The sequence below is a fragment of the Pseudomonas paraeruginosa PA7 genome, assembly GCF_000017205.1.
Taxonomy (GTDB): domain Bacteria; phylum Pseudomonadota; class Gammaproteobacteria; order Pseudomonadales; family Pseudomonadaceae; genus Pseudomonas; species Pseudomonas paraeruginosa.
Map to the genome: position 1 here is coordinate 5,647,030 of NC_009656.1, position 19,603 is coordinate 5,666,632.

Below are 19,603 nucleotides of genomic sequence, written 5' to 3' on the forward strand. Positions count from 1 at the left end.
CATCCCGCTTTTTTTCGATTCATGCTGCGCTGCTTTTAGTGGACACACTAAAGCTGTAGTTTACAGAATCGCGACATTCCGGTCCACCAATAAGACGACGTGCGGCAGTCTCTCAGCGCAGGCCGAGCACGTCCTGCATGTCGTACAGGCCGCTCTCCTTGCCCTCCAGCCACAGCGCCGCGCGTACCGCGCCGCGAGCGAAGGTCATGCGGCTGGAAGCCTTGTGGGTGATCTCCACCCGCTCGCCCTCGGCGGCGAACAGCACGGTGTGGTCACCCACCACGTCACCGGCGCGCACGGTGGCGAAGCCGATGGTTTCCCGCGCGCGCGCGCCGGTCTGCCCCTCGCGACCGTAGACCGCCACTTCCCGCAGGTCGCGGCCGAGCGCCTGGGCCACCACCTCGCCCATGCGCAGCGCGGTGCCGGACGGCGCATCGACCTTGTGTCGGTGGTGGGCTTCGATGATCTCGATGTCCACCTCGTCGCCCAGCACTCGCGCGGCGGTATCCAGCAGCTTCAGGCAAAGATTGACGCCGACGCTGAAGTTGGCGGCGAAGACGATCGGGATGTCCTTCGCCGCCTCGGCCAGCAGCAGCTTCTCGTCGGCACTGAAGCCGGTGGTACCGATGACCATCGCGCGGCGCGCCTTGCGGCACTGCTCGATGTTCTTCAGGGTCACGGAAGGGTGGGTGAAATCGATGAGGACGTCGAACTCCTCGCAGACCTTGCCCAGGTCACCGGACAGCGGCACGCCGATCCGCCCCAGCCCGGCCAGCTCGCCGGCGTCCGCCCCCACCAGGGTGCTGTCCGGACGATCCACCGCCGCCGTCAGCCCGGCGGCACCGCCGGTCTGCTGAACGGCCTCGATCAGGTTCTTGCCCATGCGCCCGGCGGCGCCCACTACGGCTATACGTCGCATAAACCACTCCACGCGGAACCCGGACGCGGCTGTCAGGCCGCGCCCATGGCTTTGTTTATAGGTCGTCGAAGAAACGCTTCATGCCTTCGAACCAGCCACTGGCCTTGGGCGAATGCGAGGTGTCGCTCTGCAACGACTTGCGGAACTCCTCGAGCAGCTCGCGCTGGCGCTTGTCCAGGTTCACCGGGGTTTCCACCACCACCTTGCACATCAGGTCGCCGGCGCCGCCGCCGCGCACCGGAGCCACGCCCTTGCCGCGCAGGCGGAACAGCTTGCCGGTCTGGGTGCTTTCCGGGATCTTCAGCTTGACCCGGCCATCCAGGGTCGGCACTTCCAGCTCGCCGCCCAGCGCCGCGTCGGCGAAGCTGATCGGCACCTCGCAGTAGAGGTGCTTGCCGTCGCGCTGGAAGATCGGATGCTCGCGCACATTGACCACCACGTACAGGTCGCCCGCCGGACCACCCATGCTGCCGGCCTCGCCTTCGCCGGTGAGGCGGATGCGGTCGCCGGTGTCGACGCCGGCCGGCACTTTCACCGACAGGGTCTTCTGTTCTTCCACGCGCCCCTGGCCATGGCAGGAGCCACAGGGATCGGAAATCATCTTGCCGGTGCCGTGGCAACGCGGGCAGGTCTGCTGGACCGAGAAGAAGCCCTGCTGCATGCGCACCTGGCCGATACCGCCGCAAGTGGTACAGGTGACCGGTGTGGTGCCGGGCTTGGCGCCGCTGCCGTTGCAGGTCTTGCAACCGACCAGGGTCGGCACGCGGATGGTGACGGTAGTGCCGCGTACCGCCTCTTCCAGGTCGAGGTCCAGGGTGTAGCGCAGGTCCGCGCCGCGCTGCGCGCCACCGCGCGCACCGCCACGACCGCCGCCGCCGCCGAAGAAGTCACTGAACACATCGCCGAAGATGTCGGAGAAGCTCGCCCCGCCGAAGCCGGCGCCGGCGCCGCCGCCCATGTTCGGATCGACGCCGGCATGGCCGTACTGGTCGTAGGCCGCCCGCTTGCTGGCATCCGACAGGACCTCGTAGGCCTCGTTGGCCTCCTTGAACTTGTCCTCGGCTTCCTTGTCGCCAGGATTGCGGTCCGGGTGGTATTTCATCGCCAGGCGGCGGTAGGCCTTCTTCAGGTCCGCCTCGCTGGCGCCGCGCTCAACCCCCAGAACCTCGTAAAAGTCTCGTTTCGCCATAACCTTTCCGTCTCAAATAAGGACCCTCCAGACACGCCAACGCGGGAGCAGGCTCCCGCGTGGCGGATCATGCGTACCGGCCGAGGACCGGCACGCGGGGCAGAAGCAAGCCGGGGCTTACTTGTTGTCCTTGACCTCTTCGAACTCGGCGTCCACCACGTCGTCAGCGGATTTCGCCTGCTCGCCCTGGGCAGCGCCTTCGCCCTGCTGGGCCTGCTCGGCGTACATCTTCTGCGCCAGCGGGGCGGAAGCCTGGGACAGGGCGTTCATCTTGGCCTCGATCTCGGCCTTGTCGTCGCCCTTCACCGCCACTTCCAGCTCGCCCAGCGCCTTCTCGATGGTCGCCTTGTCCTCGGCGGTGGCCTTGTCGCCCGCCTCGGTGATCATCTTGCGGGTCGCATGGACCAGCGCGTCGCCCTGGTTGCGCGCGGCCGCCAGTTCCTCGAACTTGCGGTCTTCCTCGGCGTTCGCCTCGGCGTCGCGGACCATCTGCTGGATCTCGTCCTCGGACAGGCCGGAAGACGCCTTGATCACGATCGACTGCTGCTTGCCGGTGGCCTTGTCCTTCGCCGAGACGTGCAGGATGCCGTTGGCGTCGATGTCGAAGGTCACTTCGATCTGCGGCACGCCGCGCGGAGCCGGCGGAATGTCGGCCAGGTCGAACTTGCCCAGCGACTTGTTCTGCGCGGCCTGCTTGCGCTCGCCCTGCAGCACGTGGATGGTCACCGCGCCCTGGTTGTCGTCGGCGGTGGAGAACACCTGCGACTTCTTGGTCGGGATGGTGGTGTTCTTCTCGATCAGGCCGGTCATCACCCCGCCCAGGGTCTCGATGCCCAGGGTCAGCGGGGTCACGTCGAGCAGCAGCACGTCCTTCACGTCGCCGGCCAGGACCGCGCCCTGGATGGCGGCACCGACAGCCACGGCTTCGTCCGGGTTGACGTCCTTGCGCGCTTCCTTGCCGAAGAACTCGGCAACGGTCTTCTGCACCAGCGGCATGCGGGTCTGGCCACCGACCAGAATCACTTCATGGATATCGGAAACATCCAGGCCGGCATCCTTCAGCGCGGTGCGGCACGGCTCGATGGTGCGCTGCACCAGGTCTTCGACCAGGGACTCCAGCTTGGCGCGGGAAACCTTGACGTTCAGGTGCTTCGGACCGCTGGCGTCGGCCGTCACGTACGGCAGGTTGACGTCGGTCTGCTGGGTCGAGGACAGCTCGATCTTGGCTTTCTCGGCGGCTTCCTTCAGGCGCTGCATGGCCAGCGGGTCGCCCTTCAGGTTGATGCCGCTTTCCTTCTTGAACTCGTCGACGAGGTAGTCGATCAGGCGGATGTCGAAGTCTTCGCCGCCGAGGAAGGTGTCGCCGTTGGTGGCCAGCACTTCGAACTGGTGCTCGCCGTCGACTTCGGCGATCTCGATCACCGACACGTCGAAGGTACCGCCGCCCAGGTCATAGACGATCACGGTGTGGTCGCCCTTGGCCTTGTCCAGGCCATAGGCCAGCGCCGCGGCGGTCGGCTCGTTGATGATCCGCTTGACGTCCAGACCGGCGATCCGACCGGCGTCCTTGGTGGCCTGGCGCTGGCTGTCGTTGAAGTAGGCCGGAACGGTGATCACCGCTTCGGTGACCGGCTCGCCGAGATAGTCTTCGGCGGTCTTCTTCATTTTCTTCAGCACTTCGGCGGAGATCTGCGGAGGCGCCATCTTCTGGCCCTTCACTTCCACCCAGGCGTCACCGTTGTCGGCCTTGACGATGCTGTACGGCACCATCTGGATGTCTTTCTGCACCACGTTCTCTTCGAAGCGGCGGCCGATCAGGCGCTTCACCGCGTACAGGGTGTTCTGCGGGTTGGTGACCGCCTGGCGCTTGGCCGGCTGGCCCACCAGGGTCTCGCCATCGTTGGTGTAGGCGATGATCGAGGGGGTGGTACGCGCGCCCTCGGCGTTCTCGATGACCTTGACGTTACCGTTCTCCAGGATAGCCACGCAGGAGTTGGTGGTACCCAGGTCGATGCCAATGATTTTGCCCATATTCACTCTCCAGAAACTTTGATTCCGTGCGATCCGTCTGCCGGATCTCCCGCTCGGTTGACTACCCAGATGGGGTCAGCGGAGCAAATTTCAAGCCTGTTCGTCGATCGACGGCGGGGTTTCGCTCGGCGCCTTGCTCACCACGACCATCGCCGGGCGCAGCAGGCGACCGCTGATCAGGTAGCCTTTCTGGAACACCTTCAGCACGCTGCCGGGCTCGGCGGTCGCGCTCTCCTCCATCACCATCGCCTGGTGCTGCTCGGGATTGAAGGGCTCGCCCTCGGGGTTGATCGCCTCCACCTGGTAGCGGCGCAGGGTGTCGTCGAACATCTTCAGGGTCAGCTCCATCCCTTCGCGCATCGGCCTGATCGCTTCGTCGTCGGGATTGGACATCTGCAGGCCGCGCTCGAGGGTGTCGACCACCGCCAGCAGGTCGCCGGCGAACTTCTCCAGGGCGAACTTGTGCGCCTTCTCCACGTCCTGCTCGGCGCGGCGGCGCACGTTCTGCAGGTCGGCGACCAGGCGCAGGGACTGGTCCTGGGCCGCGGCCAGTTGCTCTTCCAGTTCCTGCACGCGGGCGGTCAGATCCTTGGCTGCTTCCGGCGCATCGGTCTGCTCGGGGGCTTGCGGGTCCAGGGTCTGCTGCTGTTCGTCAGCCATGCCACTCTCCTTCACAAAATAAGCTGGCAAATACAAGGCGAACGCGTGGGTTCGCTAAACGTTGCCCCCTATATGGGGTCGGGTTCGCCACCTTCAAGGGGGCGAGCGGCAATTGCCAGGCGGAAAAAATACTGTATAAATAACCAGACAAAACCCACGGAGCCGCCCGCCATGCTGGTTCACCTGTCCGTTCACAACTACGCCATCGTCGAGCACCTGGACCTCGAGCTCGCCACCGGCATGACCGTGATCACCGGCGAGACCGGCGCGGGCAAGTCGATCATGCTCGACGCCCTCGGCCTCACCCTCGGCGACCGCGCCGACAGCGGCGCGGTCCGCCCCGGCGCGGACAAGGCCGACATCCTCGCCAGCTTCGACGTCAGCGCCATCGCCGAGGCCCGCGACTGGCTCGCCGAACGCGACCTCGAGCAGGACGGTCCGTGCATCCTGCGCCGGGTGATCACCGCCGAGGGCCGTTCGCGCGCCTACATCAATGGCACGCCCTGCCCGCTCGGCGACCTGAAGAGCCTCGGCGAGCTGCTGATCGATATCCACAGCCAGCACGAGCACCAGTCGCTGCTGAAGAGCGAGACCCACCGCCGCCTGCTCGACGAGTACGCCGGCTGCCAGGAACTCGCCCGCCAGGTGCAACTGGCCGCGCAGCGCTGGAAGCAGACCAGCCAGGAACTCGAGCGCCTGTCGCGCAGCGGCGACGAGCAGCGCGCCCGTCATCAGCTGCTCAGCTACCAGTTGGAAGAACTGGAGAACCTGTCCCTTGGCGAGAACGAACTGGAAAGCCTGGAGCAGGAACAGAAGACCCTGAGCAATGCCGAGAGCCTGCTCGCCGCCTGCCGCCAGGTGGTGGAGATGTGCAGCGAGAGCGACGCCGGCAACGTGCTTTCCGCGCTCAATGCCAGCCTCAACCGCCTGACCTCGTTCAGCAGCCAGCCGGGCGCGCTCGGTGAAGCGGTCAACCTGCTGTCCAGCGCGCAGATCCAGGTCGAGGAGGCGATCGGCGAACTGAACCGCTTCGTCGATCACTTCGACGCCGATCCCAACCGCCAGCAGCAGGTCGAGGAACGCCTCGACGCCATCTATTCACTGGCGCGCAAGCATCGGGTCCAGCCGACCGAACTGGCCGACCTGCAGCAGCGCCTGTTCGACGAACTGGAGGCGCTGAACGCCGACGACGAGGCGGTCGAGCGACTGGGCGACGAGCTGGCCGCCTACGCCCGCCACTACCAGGAAAAGGCCGATGAGCTGAGCCGCCTGCGCCAGGCCGCGGCCGAGCCACTGGCCGCCTGCGTCGAGCAGGAGATGCAACGCCTGGGCATGCCCGGGGGGCGCTTCGCCATCGTCCTGCGTCCCGCCGACACCCACGAACCGCAGGCCAACGGCCTGGAAAGCGTGGAGTTCCTGGTCAGCGCCAACCCCGGGCAGCCGCTGAAAGGGCTGGCCAAGGTCGCCTCGGGCGGCGAGCTGTCGCGGATCAGCCTGGCGATCCAGGTGATCACCGCGCAGACCTCGCGCATCCCGACCCTGGTCTTCGACGAAGTCGACGTCGGCATCGGCGGCCCCACCGCCGAAGTGGTCGGCCAGTTGCTCCGACGCCTCGGCGAGCGCGGCCAGGTCCTGACCGTTACCCACCTGCCGCAGGTCGCCGCCCAGGGCCACCAGCACCTGTTCGTGCACAAGGAGCGCGGCAGCAGCGAGACCCGTACAGCCGTGGCCAATCTGAACAAGGCGCAGCGGATCGAGGAGATCGCGCGCATGCTCGGCGGCGTCGACCTGACCAAGGAATCCCTGGCCCACGCGAAGAAGCTGGTAAACCTGGCGGCGCAGAGCTGAGATACCTCCCCGGGCAGAAATGAAAACGGCGACCTTCGGGTCGCCGTTTTCGTATCCGTGCACGCTTACTTTTTCTTGCGTACGTAGAGCACCAGATTGTGATCGACCAGTTCGAAGCCGCGCTCGCGCACGATCTCCTTCTGCCGCTTCTCGATCTCGGCATCCATGAACTCGATCACTTCGCCGGTATCGACGCAGACCATGTGGTCGTGGTGGCCGCTGTCGGCAAGCTCGAACACGGCATGGCCGCCATCGAAGTTGTGACGCACCACCAGGCCGGCGGCCTCGAACTGGGTCAGCACCCGATAGACGGTCGCCAGGCCCACGTCCTCGCCCGCATCCATCAGCGCCTTGTACACGTCTTCGGCGCTCATGTGGCGTTGCTCGGCGGAGTCGAGCATCTGCAGGATCTTGACCCGCGGCAGGGTCACTTTAAGGCCGGCTTTTCGAAGTTCGCTATTTTCAACCATGTCTGCTTTCTCAGCGCGGGATGTTTCGCAGCATCCCGGAATACGGGTATGATCGGGCTTTTATTTGCCCAGCCAAGATAGTGGAAGTCGCTCACCGATGCAAAACGCCAAGCTCATGCTGACCTGTCTCGCTTTCGCGGGGCTTGCCGCACTCGCCGGTTGCTCGTTCCCTGGCGTCTATAAAATCGACATCCAGCAAGGCAACGTCGTAACTCAGGACATGATAGACCAGTTGCGTCCCGGAATGACCCGACGCCAAGTGCGGTTTATCATGGGCAACCCGCTGATCGTCGACACCTTCCACGCCAATCGCTGGGACTATCTCTACAGCATCCAGCCCGGTGGCGGTCGCCGCCAGCAGGAGCGCGTCAGCCTGTTCTTCAACGACGCCGACCAACTGGCCGGCCTGAACGGCGACTTCATGCCCGGCGTCAGCCGCGACGAAGCGATCCTCGGCAAGGAAGGCAGCACCACGGTCACCCAGCCGGCCGACCAGCAGAAGCCGGAAGAACAGAAGGAAGAGCCGCCGAAACCGGGCTCCACGCTGGAACAGCTGCAGCGCGAAGTGGACGAGGCCCAACCGGTCCCGGTTCCCACACCCGAACCGCTGGATCCCAGCCCGCAATAAAGAGCTGGTGGTTCCACGAAAAAGCCCGGCGAACACCGGGCTTTTTCGTGGGTGCGCGAGACGGACTCAGTCGCCGCGCTCGGCCCGGGCCCGCGCGGCGCGCTGCTTGCGGACCTCCTTGGGGTCGGCGATCAACGGCCGGTAGATCTCCACCCGCTCACCGGCCTCCAACGGCCGCTCCTCCGGATTCGCCAGGGCCTTGCCGAAGATACCCAGCGGACAGCAGTGTATGTCCAGTTCCGGAAAAACCTCGGCGATACCAGAGAGCCGCACCGCTTCGCGCGCGCTGGTCCCCGCCGGCACGCTCAGGCGCAGCAGCGCCTGGCGCTCGGGCAGGGCATAGACCACCTCGACGGCGATCTCAGCCATACAGTTGCTTGGCGCGCTGGCAGAAAGCATCGACCATGGTGTTGGCTGCCTGGGTGAACAGCGGACCGAGGGTCGCCTTGACCAGCGGACCGGCGTAGTCGAAGGTCAGGTCCAGGGTGATCTTGCAGGCCTTCTCGCCCAGCGCCTTGAACTGCCAGACGCCATGCAGTTCGGTGAAGGGACCGTTCTCCAGGTTCATCTCGATGGATACCCCGGGCACCAGCACGTTGCGCGTGGTGAAGCGCTGGCTGAGGCTGCCCTTGGCCACGGTCAGTTCGGCGCGCATCAGGCTTTCGCTCTCCTCCAGCACCTCGCTGGCAGAACACCAGGGCAGAAACTCCGGATAGCGCCTCACGTCGTTCACCAGATCGAACAGCGCGCGGGCGGGATAAGGCAACAGCGCCGAACGCTGGATATGGGTGCTCATAGAACTCTCACTTCTGCTGTCGAGCGGGCGACTCCCCAAGCATAGCCGGCGAGGCGGCGGCAGCCGCTCCGACGGCGCGCTGCGCCCGCCGACCGGGACCAGGGTCCGAGGAAAAGACGTTCCGCGCGGCCTGATGCCACTTGAAGACTTTTCTTACAAAACCTTGGCCAGCGGCCAGGAAAAGAGTGGGCATTGTCCGAAATTCACCTCTATCCCTCAAGCGCGACGCCGCCCCATAGCGGGGAAGCCGGCGACTCCCTATAATGCGCCGCCTATGGCTAAGCAGAAGAAACACCCTTCGGGGACCATCGCGCAGAACAAGAAGGCTCTGCACGACTACTTCATCGAACAACGCTTCGAGGCGGGCGTCGCCCTGGCGGGCTGGGAAGTGAAAAGCCTGCGCGCCGGCAAGGCCCAGCTGGTCGACAGCTACGTGCTGCTCAAGGACGGCGAGGCCTGGCTGCTCGGCAGCCACATCACGCCGCTGACGACCGCCAGCACGCACGTGATCGCCGACCCGGTGCGCACGCGCAAGTTGCTGCTGCACAAGCGCGAACTGGGCAAGCTGTTCGGTGCCGTGCAACAGAAGGGCTACGCCTGCGTTGCCCTGTCGATGTACTGGAAGAAGCACCTGGTCAAGTGCGAGATCGCCCTGGCCAAGGGCAAGAAGGACTTCGACAAGCGCCACACCGAGAAGGAGCGCGACTCCGACCGGGAGATCCAGCGCGCCATGCGCCACGGCAAGGACGACTGACAGCGTCCCTGCCGTGCCCCGCTAGTCTTCCTGCACGCTGCGCCGGCGCTGCGAGCGCTTCATCCTGCGCGCCTCTTCCTGGACCTCCGCCAGGACCTCCTGCACATAGTGGATGTGCTGGTTGGACACTTCCCGGGCCAGCTCCGCCTGACCGCTGACGATCGCGTCGTACAGGCGCTGATGCTGCTCCATCAGCTGCGCGCGGGTTTCCGTGCGCTGCGCGTACATCCCGCCGATATTGGTCACCACGTTGCGCCGCAGCAGGTCGAACAGGCCCTTGATGGTGTGCAGCAGCACTGTGTTGTGGCTGGCCTCGGCGATCGCCAGGTGGAAGCGCGCGTCGGCGGCGCCCTCTTCCGCGCTGACCTGGTCGTTGCGCGCATAGCATTCCTGCAATGCCTCGAAGGCCTCGGTGAGACGCTGGTGATCCAGGGAGGTGGCGCGCAACGCCGCGTAGTAGGCGCAGGATCCCTCCAGGGTGTGGCGGAACTCCAGCAGGTCGCGCTGGGCATCCGGATTGCCCTCCAGCAGGTGCAGCAACGGGTCGCTGAAAGTCGCGCCCAGCGACTCGGTCACATAGTTGCCACCACCCTGGCGGCTGACCAGCAGCCCCTTTGCCACCAGCTTCTGGATCGCCTCGCGCAGCGACGGACGGGAAACCCCGAACTGCTCGGCGAGCACGCGCTCGGCCGGCAGCCGCTCGCCGGACTTCAGCGTGCCCTCCAGGATCATCGCCTCGAGCTGCGCCACGATGTCATCCGACAGACGGCGCTGCCTGACCTGACCAAATTCCATATCCCGACACCTTCAACCGAAGCTTTGTCGCAAAGCCTCTGCCATGCGCCCAGCGCGAAAAAGAGAGGAAGCGTACCGAGCCGCATTCCGCACTACAAGCCAGGCGCCAAAGGCCTGGCCTACCACCTCTTAGACAAAAGTCGTAGACGGGCAAATTGACACGCCGAACGCCTGACTTTTAACCTGAGCGCTCGCTCTTGTAAATTGGTCTTACCAATTAAGCGAACTTCGCCAGATTCGACTGCCCAGCGCCCTTGCACACACAGGTCTCGGCGCCCGTCCGATCTGGTCACAGGCAAACCCAACAACAATTAGGGAGCCAACCCCCATGCAAGCCTGGCAGCAACTCTATACCCCCCTGGGCAGTCTCGGCCTGTCGGCCGCCGCCGCCGTCATCCCGATCGTGTTCTTCTTCCTCGCCCTTGCGGTGTTCCGCCTGAAAGGCCACATCGCCGGCAGTGTCACCCTGGCCCTGGCCATCGCGGTGGCCATCTTCGCCTTCCGCATGCCCGCCGACATGGCCTTCGCCGCCGCCGGCTACGGCTTCCTCTACGGCCTCTGGCCGATCGCCTGGATCATCGTCGCCGCGGTGTTCCTCTACAAGCTGACGGTGAAGAGCGGCCAGTTCGAGGTGATCCGCAGCTCGGTGCTGTCGATCACCGGCGACCAGCGCCTGCAGGTGCTGCTGATCGGCTTCTCCTTCGGCGCCTTCCTCGAGGGCGCCGCCGGATTCGGCGCGCCGGTGGCGATCACCGCCGCCCTGCTCGTCGGCCTCGGCTTCAATCCGCTGTACGCCGCCGGCCTCTGCCTGATCGCCAATACAGCGCCGGTGGCCTTCGGCGCACTGGGCATCCCGATCGTCGTCGCCGGCCAGGTGACCGGTATCGACGCCTTCAAGATCGGCGCCATGACCGGCCGCCAGCTGCCCTTCCTGTCGATCCTGGTGCCGTTCTGGCTGGTGTTCATGATGGACGGCTGGCGCGGCATCCGCGAAACCTGGCCGGCCGCGATCGTCGCCGGCGGCAGTTTCGCCATCACCCAGTACCTGACCTCGAACTTCATCGGCCCGGAACTGCCGGATATCACCTCGGCGCTGGTCAGCCTGGTTTCCCTGACCCTGTTCCTCAAGGTCTGGCAACCGCAGGGCGCAGCCGCGGTGGAGGCCGGCAACGGCGGCGCGGCGCTGGCCGGCGGCGGGCAGCGCGGCGTGGAACCATCCCCTTACAGCTTCGGCGAGATCCTCAAGGCCTGGTCGCCCTTCCTGGTGCTCACCGTGCTGGTGACCATCTGGACGCTGAAGCCGTTCAAGGCGATGTTCGCCCCCGGCGGCGATCTCTACTGGCTGGTATTCAACTTCGCCATCCCGCACCTCGACCAACTGGTGCTCAAGGGCGCGCCTATCGCCACCAGCACCGCGCCTATCGCCGCGGTGTTCAAGTTCGACCCGATCTCCGCCACCGGCACCGCGATCTTCCTCTCCGCGGTGGTCTCGATGTTCATCCTGCGCATCGCTCCGAAAATTGGTATTACCACTTTCAAGGAAGTGCTGATAGAACTGAAGTGGCCGATCCTGTCCATCGGCATGGTCCTGGCCTTCGCCTTCGTCACCAACTACTCGGGCATGTCCACCACCCTGGCCCTGGTCCTGGCCGGCACCGGCGCGGCCTTCCCGTTCTTCTCGCCGTTCCTCGGCTGGCTGGGGGTGTTCCTGACCGGTTCGGATACCTCGTCCAACGCCCTGTTCAGCTCGCTGCAATCGACCACCGCGCACCAGATCGGGGTCAGCGACACCCTGCTGGTGGCGGCCAACACCAGCGGCGGCGTGACCGGCAAGATGATTTCCCCGCAATCCATCGCCGTGGCCTGCGCCGCGACCGGAATGGTCGGCAAGGAATCCGACCTGTTCCGCTTCACCCTGAAGCACAGCCTGATCTTCGCCGCGCTGGTCGGCCTGATCACCCTGGCCCAGGCTTACGTCTTTACCGGCATGCTGGTGCACTGACTCGCGCCGACGGGGCCGCGCCGGCCGGCGCGCCCCGCTCCGCGACGAGCCAGGCCCGCAGCCACCACCCATCGGTACGAAAAACATGATCATTTCCGCCTCTACCGACTACCGCGCCGCCGCCCAACGCAAGCTGCCGCCGTTCCTCTTCCACTACATCGACGGCGGCGCCTACGCCGAATACACCCTGCGGCGCAACGTCGAGGACCTGTCGGCCATCGCCCTGCGCCAGCGGGTGTTGAAGAACATGTCCGAGCTGAGCCTGGAGACCCGCCTGTTCGACGAGACCCTGGCGATGCCGGTGGCGCTCGCCCCGGTCGGCCTCACCGGCATGTACGCCCGCCGCGGCGAGGTCCAGGCGGCGCGCGCGGCAGCGGCGAAGGGCGTGCCCTTCACCCTGTCGACGGTGTCGGTCTGCCCGATCGAGGAAGTCGCCCCGGCCATCGACCGGCCGATGTGGTTCCAGCTCTACGTGCTCAAGGACCGCGGCTTCATGCGCAACGCCCTGGAGCGGGCCAAGGCCGCCGGCGTCACCACCCTGGTGTTCACCGTCGACATGCCGGTCCCCGGCGCCCGCTACCGCGACGCCCATTCGGGCATGAGCGGCCCCTACGCCGCCCCGCGCCGCATCCTCCAGGCCATGACCCACCCCGCCTGGGCCTGGGATGTCGGCCTGCTGGGCAAGCCCCACGACCTCGGCAACATCTCCACCTACCGCGGCAACCCGACCGGCCTGGAGGACTACATCGGCTGGCTGGGCGCCAACTTCGACCCGTCGATTTCCTGGAAAGACCTGGAGTGGATCCGTGAATTCTGGAACGGGCCGATGGTGATCAAGGGCATCCTCGATCCCGAGGACGCGAAGGACGCGGTGAAGTTCGGCGCCGACGGCATCGTCGTCTCCAACCACGGTGGCCGCCAGCTCGACGGCGTGCTCTCCAGCGCCCGCGCGCTGCCGGCGATCGCCGACGCGGTGAAGGGCGAGCTGGCGATCCTCGCCGACTCCGGCATCCGCACCGGTCTCGACGTGGTGCGGATGATCGCCCTCGGCGCCGACAGCGTGCTGCTCGGCCGCGCCTTCGTCTATGCCCTGGCCGCCGCCGGCGAGGCCGGGGTGCGCAACCTGCTCGAGCTGATCGAAAAGGAAATGCGCGTGGCCATGGTCCTCACCGGGGCCAAGTCGATCGGCGAGATCAGCGCCGACTCTCTGGTCCGCGAACTGGGCGCCTGAGACGCCCGTCAGAAAAAGCCTGAAAGCGCCCGGGGCGTGACCGTCGCCCCAGGGCCGAGGAAAGCCGATGAGCCTGCCGATTCCCTTTCTCGAGACCGTCGAGCGGTTGATACCGCGCGAACGCCGCTTCGACGACCCGCTGTCGACCCTGGCCTTCGGTACCGATGCCAGCTTCTACCGGTTGATTCCCAAGCTGGTGCTGCGCGTCGAAAGCGAGGACGAGGTCGCCGCGATCCTCTCCGCCGCCTGCCGCGAGCAGGTCCCGGTGACCTTCCGCGCCGCCGGCACCAGCCTCTCTGGCCAGGCCATCAGCGACTCGGTGCTGCTCGTCCTCGGCGACAACTGGAATGGCCGGGAAATCCGCGCCGACGGCGCGCAGATACGCCTGCAGCCGGGTGTCATCGGCGCCCAGGCGAATGCCTGGCTGGCGCCGTTCGGCCGCAAGATCGGTCCCGACCCGGCCTCGATCAACGCCTGCAAGATCGGCGGCATCGTCGCCAACAACGCCAGCGGCATGTGCTGCGGCACCGCGCAGAACAGCTATCACACCCTCGCCGGCCTGCGCCTGCTGCTGGCTGATGGCACCCGCCTGGACAGCGAGGACCCGGCCAGCGTCGCGGCCTTCCGCGCCAGCCACGGCGAGCTGCTGGAACGGCTCGCCGAACTCGGCCGCGAGACCCGCGCCAACACCGAGCTGGCCGCCAGGATCCGCCACAAGTACCGGCTGAAGAACACCACCGGCCTGTCGCTGAATGCGCTGGTCGACTACGACGAGCCGCTGGACATCCTCACCCACCTGATGGTCGGCTCCGAAGGCACCCTCGGCTTCATCAGCGCGGTGACCTACGACACCGTCCCGGAGCATCCGCACAAGGCCTCGGCGCTGCTGGTGTTCCCCACGGTGGAAAGCTGTTGCACCGCGGTCGGCGTGCTCAGGCAGCAGCCGGTCTCGGCGGTGGAACTGCTCGATCGGCGCAGCCTGCGCTCGGTGGAGAACATGCAGGGCATGCCGGAATGGGTGAAGGACCTGTCCGCCAGCGCCTGCGCCCTGCTCGTCGAGTCCCGCGCGGCGAGCGGCACGCTGCTGCGCGAACAGCTCGGACGGATCATGGCCTCCATCGCCGAATATCCGCTGGAGAAGCAGGTCGATTTCAGCGAGGACCCGGCGGTCTACAACCAGCTCTGGCGCATCCGCAAGGACACCTTCCCGGCTGTCGGCGCGGTACGCGAGACCGGCACCACGGTGATCATCGAGGACGTCACCTTCCCGGTCGAGCAACTGGCCGAAGGGGTCAACCGCCTGATCGCGCTGTTCGACAAGCATCGCTACGACGAGGCGATCCTCTTCGGCCACGCGCTGGAGGGCAACCTGCACTTCGTCTTCACCCAGGGCTTCGACTCGCCCGAGCAGATCGCCCGCTACTCGGCGTTCATGGACGATGTGGCGCACCTGGTGGCGGTGGAGTACGGCGGCTCGCTGAAGGCCGAGCATGGTACCGGGCGCAACATGGCGCCCTTCGTCGAACTGGAATGGGGCCAGGACGCCTACCGGTTGATGTGGCAGCTCAAGCGCCTGCTCGACCCGCGCGGCATCCTCAACCCGGGAGTGATCCTCAGCGACGATCCGCAGAGTCACCTGAAGAACCTCAAGCCGCTGCCGGCCGCCGACGAGATCGTCGACAAGTGCATCGAGTGCGGCTTCTGCGAACCGGTCTGCCCCTCGCGCGGACTGACCCTCACGCCGCGCCAGCGCATCGTCATCTGGCGCGACATCCAGGCGAAGAAACGCGCCGGTGTCGATACCACGGCGCTGGAGCGCGACTACCGCTACCAGGGCATCGACACCTGCGCCGCCACCGGCCTCTGCGCCCAGCGCTGCCCGGTGAACATCAACACCGGCGAGCTGATCCGCAAGCTGCGCGGCGCCGACGCCCGCCACGGCGGTGGCGCCACCTGGCTGGCGCGCAACTTTGCCGGCGCCATGCGCGGTGCGCGCTTCGCCCTGCTCGCCGCCGACGGCGCCCGGCGCCTGCTTGGCGCGCCCCTGCTGGCCAGGGCCAGCCGCGGCCTCAGCCAGGCCAGCGGCGGCCGCGTGCCGCAATGGACGCCGGCGCTGCCGCAGCCGGTACGCCTGGCAGCGCCGCCTGCCCCGCTCGACGACGGGCGGCCACGGGTGGTCTATCTCGCCGCCTGCGTCTCGCGCGCCATGGGTCCGGCCTCCGGCGACGAAGAGCGCAAGCCGCTGCTGGACAAGACCTGTCGCCTGCTGGAAAAGGCCGGCTACCAGGTGGTGTTCCCGGACAACCTGGACAACCTCTGCTGCGGCCAGCCATTCGCCTCCAAGGGCTATGCGAAACAGGCCGACGACAAGCGCGACGAATTGCTCGCCGCCCTGCTCCAGGCCAGCCGCGGTGGCCTCGATCCGATCTATTGCGACACCAGCCCCTGCACCCTGCGCCTGATCCAGGGCCTGGACGACCCACGGCTGCGGATCCACGATCCGGTGAAGTTCATCCGTACCCACCTGCTCGAACGCCTGGAATTCGTCCCACAGGAGGCGCCGGTGGCGGTGCACGTCACCTGCAGCACCCAGCACCTGGGCGAGAGCCAGGCGCTGATCGACCTGGTCGGTCGCTGCACCCGCGAGGTGGTGGTTCCGGAAGGCATCCACTGCTGCGGCTTCGCCGGCGACAAGGGTTTCACCACTCCGGAGCTGAACGCCCACTCCCTGCGCAGCCTGAAGGACGCCGTGCAGCATTGCGAAGAAGGCGTCTCCACCAGCCGTACCTGCGAGATCGGCCTGAGCCAGCACGGCGGGATCGACTACCGCGGGGTGGTCTACCTGGTGGACCGGGTGACCCGGGCGAAGGGCACGCCTCGGCAGAGCGAATGACCGCTTCGCGGTCATTCGCCGGGCCATGCCCCGCAAAGGCGGCGGATAGCGCCGCTGGCGCTATTCGCCCTACGTCAGGCGAAATGGGTGCTCCGGCGTCGCTCGACCGGGCCGGGCAAAAAATCCGTCGTTAAGCACCCCTTAAGTCAGCCGCGCCTATCGTGCCTTCCAGCGCGAGGACAACCCTCGCCGAAACGGAAGCAGGAGGCCTTCATGGCAATTCAACCGTTGCGACTCGACCCGATCACCGTGCTCGGCAAGCAACTGGTCATCGAGCTGTTCGACTGCGTCGACACGCGCTTCGACGATATCCAGTGGATCGAGGAAAGCATGCTCGAGGCGGCCCGCCAGGCCAACGCCACCATCATCACCTCGGCCTTCCACAAGTTCAGCCCGATCGGCATCTCCGGCGTGGTAGTGATCGCCGAGTCGCACCTGGCCATCCACACCTGGCCGGAATACGGCTACGCCGCGGTCGACGTATTCACCTGCGGCGACGTGCTCGACGGCGCCCAGGCCGTGCGCGTGCTCAGCGAGCGCCTGGGCAGCCAGCGGCACCTGATCTCGAGCATGGACCGCGGCCTCGGCGGCCACCGCCTGGGCCTGCTCAGCCGGAGCCTGGCCGGCAATGCCCCGGTCGACGGAGACAGCCCTACCCTGCGCTGGGCGCTGGGCCAGGGCACGGGGGTGGCATGATGGACACGCCGATCGAACGCGCCCCGCTGACTCCCGACCTGAGCCAGGCCCGCTACGCCGTCGACCTCACCGGCCTGGTGCCGGCGGAGGTCGCCGCGACACTGCCGCCGCTGCCGCCGAACCACTTCTACTTCTATCCGCCGGACCCGTTGCTGGAAGGCGACGGCGCGATCACCGCGGTCGAGGACAGCGATCCCTTCGACCAGTACGTCTACCGCCTGCGCCGGGTGCTCTACCAGGGCCGCACGCGCTGGCAGAACGTGCTGATCGCCGACACCTACAACTACGACCGCGTGCTGATGCTCGACGGCGCTATCCAGAGCGCCGAGAGCGACGAGTCGCTGTATCACGAGCTGCTGGTGCAGCCGGCCATGCTCGCCCACGACGAACCGCGCGACGTGCTGATCATCGGCGGCGGCGAGGGCGCCACCCTGCGCGAGGTACTGGCCCATGCCAGCGTACGGCGGGCGGTGATGGTCGATCTCGACCAGGAACTGGTGGAACTGTGCCGCGAACACCTGTTCCAGTGGCACCAGGGCGCCTTCGACGACCCGCGCTGCGAACTGCTGGCCGAGGACGGCCGCGCCTATCTCGAACGCGACCCGTCGCTCTTCGACGTGGTCATCATCGACGTCGTCGACATGCTCGACAACGGTCCGGCCCAGGCCCTCTACACCCGCCAGTTCTACGAATTGCTGCACGCGCGCCTGCGTCCGGGCGGAGTGATCGCGGTGCAGGGCCTGGAGTTCTCCCACAGCGACGACAAGCCCCACGCCGCTCTCGCCCGCACCCTGCGCAGCGTCTTCGCCCAGGTCCACAGCTACCGCGCCACGGTGCCTTCGTTCCTCTCGTCCTGGGGCTTCCTGCTGGCCTCCGACTGGCTCGAGCCGAACCACTGGCCGGCCGAGGACATCGACCGGCGCATCGAACGCAAGCTCGGCCCGCAGTGGCTCGACCACCTCGACGGCGACTACCTCAAGGCCTGCTTCGTGATGGACCGCGAAACCCGCTTCCTGCTCGCCCAGCCGGGGCCGGTCCTGGAGGATGGCGTGCCCTTCGTCGCACCGCCGGACATCGAAGAGATCGAATTCGGCCCGGCGCAACTGCCGGCCCTGGCGAGGACCTGAGGATGCCCGCCGCCCCCCTGGCCAGCGTCCCGCTGGCCCCGCCCGCCGCGCCCGCCGCGCCCTGCCTGCTGCACCGGGTGCGCTTCAGCCCCGGCACCGACAGTGGCGGCCTGCCACTGCTGGCCCGCCTGTACGACCCGCAGCCGGCTCTGGCGCTGCTGGCGCAGCGCAGTGAGCTGGCGGAAAACGATGAATTGCCGGCGACCGCCGGCGACGACGAACTGCTGGTGGTCTTCGCCAGCGCCGGCCTGCAGACCGGACATGCCTGGCGCCAGCGCCTGGAAGCCTGGATGGCCGCCGCCGAGGGCGACCGCCAGCCGACCCTGGAGGCGCCGTCGTTCGGCGAGCGGGTGCTGTGGCGCCCCGGTCGCGCGCTGATCATCGGCAACCCCGAGCGGTGCCGGGAGCTGCTCGACGGGCTGGTCGCCTTCGCCTGGTACGAAAGCCGCCTGCGCCGGCTCGAGGACGAGACCGCGGCGGCCTGGGAACCGGCCCAGGCCGACATCGAACTGACCCAGCTGCCCCGCGCCGGCCACCTGTCGCGCCAGGCCCACGTGAACGAACAGGTGCGACGCACTACACTCTGGCGCATGGGCTACACCCGCCTGGAGTCGCACCTGGAGAAAGCCCCCGCGCACCTCGACGGCGCGGTGCGCCGGCTGTACAACGAGCTGGCCCTGCAGGCCGAGGTCCATGATCGGCTGGCGACCCTCGACGACCGCATCGAAGTGCTGCAGGACCTGTACGAACTGGCCACCGACCGCCTCGGCGAATACCGTTACTTCCGTGGCGAGTTGCGGGTCGAATGGCTGATCGTCGCCCTCCTCCTGCTGGAGGCCGCCCTGAGCCTGTGGGAATTCCTGGATTAGCGATTGAAGAGGTCTGCGATGAGAATACTGCTGGCCGAGGACGACCTGCTGCTCGGCGACGGCATCCGCGCCGGGCTGCGCCTGGAAGGCGATACCGTGGAGTGGGTGACCGACGGCGTGGCCGCGGAGAACGCCCTGGTCACCGACGAGTTCGACCTGCTGGTGCTCGACATCGGCCTGCCGCGTCGCAGCGGCCTGGACATCCTGCGCAACCTGCGCCACCAGGGCCAGCTCACCCCGGTGTTGCTGCTCACCGCACGGGACAAGGTGGCCGACCGCGTCGCCGGCCTCGACAGCGGAGCCGACGACTACCTGACCAAGCCCTTCGACCTCGACGAACTGCAGGCGCGGGTCCGCGCCCTGACCCGCCGCACCACCGGTCGCGCCCTGCCGCAACTGGTGCACGGCGCGCTGCGCCTGGACCCGGCGACGCACCAGGTGACCCTCGCCGGCCAGGCGGTGGAGCTGGCGCCGCGCGAATACGCGCTGCTGCGCCTGCTGCTGGAGAACAGCGGCAAGGTACTCTCGCGCAACCAGCTGGAGCAGAGCCTCTATGGCTGGAGCGGCGACGTCGAGAGCAACGCCATCGAGGTCCATGTCCACCACCTGCGGCGCAAGCTCGGCAACCAGTTGATCCGCACCGTCCGTGGCATCGGCTACGGCATCGACCAGCCGGCCTCCTGAAACCGCCCACC

The 19,603-nt window shown here is 67.0% G+C and carries 18 protein-coding genes; 10 read left to right on the plus strand and 8 right to left on the minus strand.

Annotated elements, in window-relative coordinates; all coding sequences use genetic code 11:
* Window positions 1-112: 112 nt before the first annotated feature.
* The 4 genes from dapB to grpE all read right to left on the minus strand — a co-directional run bounded on the left by dapB (window position 113) and on the right by grpE (window position 4,799).
* Window positions 113-919 (minus strand): 4-hydroxy-tetrahydrodipicolinate reductase, encoded by an 807-nt coding sequence (gene dapB / locus PSPA7_RS26150; RefSeq protein WP_012077494.1) that lies wholly within the window; start codon window positions 917-919, stop codon window positions 113-115.
* A gap of 55 nt (window positions 920-974) precedes the next feature.
* The gene (gene dnaJ, locus PSPA7_RS26155; RefSeq protein WP_003148711.1) at window positions 975-2,108 is read right to left on the minus strand and encodes a molecular chaperone DnaJ; all 1,134 of its coding nucleotides are present in this window, start codon (window positions 2,106-2,108) and stop codon (window positions 975-977) included.
* A 117-nt stretch (window positions 2,109-2,225) separates the two neighbouring features.
* On the minus strand, window positions 2,226-4,139 hold the full coding sequence (dnaK, locus tag PSPA7_RS26160; protein ID WP_012077495.1) for a molecular chaperone DnaK: 1,914 nt from the start codon (window positions 4,137-4,139) through the stop codon (window positions 2,226-2,228).
* A gap of 90 nt (window positions 4,140-4,229) precedes the next feature.
* Window positions 4,230-4,799, minus strand: a complete 570-nt coding sequence (gene grpE, locus PSPA7_RS26165; protein WP_012077496.1) for a nucleotide exchange factor GrpE — start codon at window positions 4,797-4,799, stop codon at window positions 4,230-4,232.
* 171 nt (window positions 4,800-4,970) lie between these two features.
* Between grpE and recN the strand changes: the two genes are divergently transcribed.
* Window positions 4,971-6,647 (plus strand): DNA repair protein RecN, encoded by a 1,677-nt coding sequence (gene recN, locus PSPA7_RS26170; RefSeq protein WP_012077497.1) that lies wholly within the window; start codon window positions 4,971-4,973, stop codon window positions 6,645-6,647.
* Between the two features lie 65 nt (window positions 6,648-6,712).
* Here the strand turns inward: recN and fur are convergent, their stop codons facing one another.
* Complete coding sequence (gene fur, locus PSPA7_RS26175; RefSeq protein WP_003121081.1) at window positions 6,713-7,117, minus strand: ferric iron uptake transcriptional regulator; 405 nt, start codon at window positions 7,115-7,117, stop codon at window positions 6,713-6,715.
* 97 nt (window positions 7,118-7,214) lie between these two features.
* Here fur and PSPA7_RS26180 point away from each other — a divergent pair, with 97 nt between their 5' ends.
* Complete coding sequence (locus PSPA7_RS26180) at window positions 7,215-7,745, plus strand: outer membrane protein assembly factor BamE (protein ID WP_003148707.1); 531 nt, start codon at window positions 7,215-7,217, stop codon at window positions 7,743-7,745.
* A gap of 66 nt (window positions 7,746-7,811) precedes the next feature.
* Here the strand turns inward: PSPA7_RS26180 and PSPA7_RS26185 are convergent, their stop codons facing one another.
* Window positions 7,812-8,114, minus strand: coding sequence for an RnfH family protein (locus PSPA7_RS26185; protein ID WP_012077499.1), 303 nt, complete (start codon window positions 8,112-8,114; stop codon window positions 7,812-7,814).
* Window positions 8,107-8,541: a type II toxin-antitoxin system RatA family toxin gene (locus tag PSPA7_RS26190; protein WP_003148703.1), complete on the minus strand. Its 435-nt coding sequence runs from the start codon at window positions 8,539-8,541 to the stop codon at window positions 8,107-8,109. The genes PSPA7_RS26185 and PSPA7_RS26190 overlap by 8 nt, the downstream gene beginning before the upstream one ends.
* Window positions 8,542-8,815: 274 nt before the next feature.
* Between PSPA7_RS26190 and smpB the strand changes: the two genes are divergently transcribed.
* The gene (smpB, locus tag PSPA7_RS26195; protein ID WP_003100496.1) at window positions 8,816-9,295 is read left to right on the plus strand and encodes an SsrA-binding protein SmpB; all 480 of its coding nucleotides are present in this window, start codon (window positions 8,816-8,818) and stop codon (window positions 9,293-9,295) included.
* 21 nt (window positions 9,296-9,316) lie between these two features.
* Here smpB and PSPA7_RS26200 read toward each other — a convergent pair whose 3' ends face one another.
* A complete protein-coding gene (locus PSPA7_RS26200) occupies window positions 9,317-10,090 on the minus strand; it encodes an FCD domain-containing protein (RefSeq protein WP_012077500.1) in 774 nt (257 codons plus the stop codon).
* 328 nt (window positions 10,091-10,418) lie between these two features.
* Between PSPA7_RS26200 and PSPA7_RS26205 the strand changes: the two genes are divergently transcribed.
* From PSPA7_RS26205 to pmrA, 7 genes are all read left to right on the plus strand, one after another.
* Entirely contained in the window at window positions 10,419-12,092 is a 1,674-nt protein-coding gene (locus PSPA7_RS26205; RefSeq protein ID WP_012077501.1) for a lactate permease LctP family transporter, read from the plus strand.
* Between the two features lie 85 nt (window positions 12,093-12,177).
* Window positions 12,178-13,323 (plus strand): FMN-dependent L-lactate dehydrogenase LldD, encoded by a 1,146-nt coding sequence (lldD, locus tag PSPA7_RS26210; RefSeq protein WP_012077502.1) that lies wholly within the window; start codon window positions 12,178-12,180, stop codon window positions 13,321-13,323.
* Window positions 13,324-13,390: 67 nt separating this feature from the next.
* Complete coding sequence (locus tag PSPA7_RS26215; RefSeq protein WP_012077503.1) at window positions 13,391-16,216, plus strand: FAD-binding and (Fe-S)-binding domain-containing protein; 2,826 nt, start codon at window positions 13,391-13,393, stop codon at window positions 16,214-16,216.
* A gap of 213 nt (window positions 16,217-16,429) precedes the next feature.
* Window positions 16,430-16,912: an adenosylmethionine decarboxylase gene (gene speD / locus PSPA7_RS26220; protein WP_012077505.1), complete on the plus strand. Its 483-nt coding sequence runs from the start codon at window positions 16,430-16,432 to the stop codon at window positions 16,910-16,912.
* Window positions 16,909-18,039, plus strand: coding sequence for a fused MFS/spermidine synthase (locus PSPA7_RS26225; protein ID WP_171941901.1), 1,131 nt, complete (start codon window positions 16,909-16,911; stop codon window positions 18,037-18,039). Before speD ends, PSPA7_RS26225 begins: the two co-directional genes overlap by 4 nt.
* Before the next feature lie 2 nt (window positions 18,040-18,041).
* On the plus strand, window positions 18,042-18,908 hold the full coding sequence (locus tag PSPA7_RS26230; RefSeq protein ID WP_012077507.1) for a hypothetical protein: 867 nt from the start codon (window positions 18,042-18,044) through the stop codon (window positions 18,906-18,908).
* Window positions 18,909-18,926: 18 nt separating this feature from the next.
* A complete protein-coding gene (gene pmrA, locus PSPA7_RS26235; protein WP_003156131.1) occupies window positions 18,927-19,592 on the plus strand; it encodes a two-component system response regulator PrmA in 666 nt (221 codons plus the stop codon).
* Window positions 19,593-19,603 lie beyond the last annotated feature (11 nt).

Coding starts and splice junctions, on each gene's coding strand:
- PSPA7_RS26190 (WP_003148703.1), bottom strand. CDS start 8,541: ATGAGCACCCATATCCAGCGTTCGGCGCTGTTGCCTTATCCCGCCCGC.
- recN (WP_012077497.1), top strand. CDS start 4,971: ATGCTGGTTCACCTGTCCGTTCACAACTACGCCATCGTCGAGCACCTG.
- grpE (WP_012077496.1), bottom strand. CDS start 4,799: ATGGCTGACGAACAGCAGCAGACCCTGGACCCGCAAGCCCCCGAGCAG.
- PSPA7_RS26230 (WP_012077507.1), top strand. CDS start 18,042: ATGCCCGCCGCCCCCCTGGCCAGCGTCCCGCTGGCCCCGCCCGCCGCG.
- speD (WP_012077505.1), top strand. CDS start 16,430: ATGGCAATTCAACCGTTGCGACTCGACCCGATCACCGTGCTCGGCAAG.
- dnaJ (WP_003148711.1), bottom strand. CDS start 2,108: ATGGCGAAACGAGACTTTTACGAGGTTCTGGGGGTTGAGCGCGGCGCC.
- PSPA7_RS26200 (WP_012077500.1), bottom strand. CDS start 10,090: ATGGAATTTGGTCAGGTCAGGCAGCGCCGTCTGTCGGATGACATCGTG.
- dapB (WP_012077494.1), bottom strand. CDS start 919: ATGCGACGTATAGCCGTAGTGGGCGCCGCCGGGCGCATGGGCAAGAAC.
- PSPA7_RS26180 (WP_003148707.1), top strand. CDS start 7,215: ATGCAAAACGCCAAGCTCATGCTGACCTGTCTCGCTTTCGCGGGGCTT.
- pmrA (WP_003156131.1), top strand. CDS start 18,927: ATGAGAATACTGCTGGCCGAGGACGACCTGCTGCTCGGCGACGGCATC.
- PSPA7_RS26225 (WP_171941901.1), top strand. CDS start 16,909: ATGATGGACACGCCGATCGAACGCGCCCCGCTGACTCCCGACCTGAGC.
- lldD (WP_012077502.1), top strand. CDS start 12,178: ATGATCATTTCCGCCTCTACCGACTACCGCGCCGCCGCCCAACGCAAG.
- dnaK (WP_012077495.1), bottom strand. CDS start 4,139: ATGGGCAAAATCATTGGCATCGACCTGGGTACCACCAACTCCTGCGTG.
- PSPA7_RS26205 (WP_012077501.1), top strand. CDS start 10,419: ATGCAAGCCTGGCAGCAACTCTATACCCCCCTGGGCAGTCTCGGCCTG.
- PSPA7_RS26185 (WP_012077499.1), bottom strand. CDS start 8,114: ATGGCTGAGATCGCCGTCGAGGTGGTCTATGCCCTGCCCGAGCGCCAG.
- smpB (WP_003100496.1), top strand. CDS start 8,816: ATGGCTAAGCAGAAGAAACACCCTTCGGGGACCATCGCGCAGAACAAG.
- fur (WP_003121081.1), bottom strand. CDS start 7,117: ATGGTTGAAAATAGCGAACTTCGAAAAGCCGGCCTTAAAGTGACCCTG.
- PSPA7_RS26215 (WP_012077503.1), top strand. CDS start 13,391: ATGAGCCTGCCGATTCCCTTTCTCGAGACCGTCGAGCGGTTGATACCG.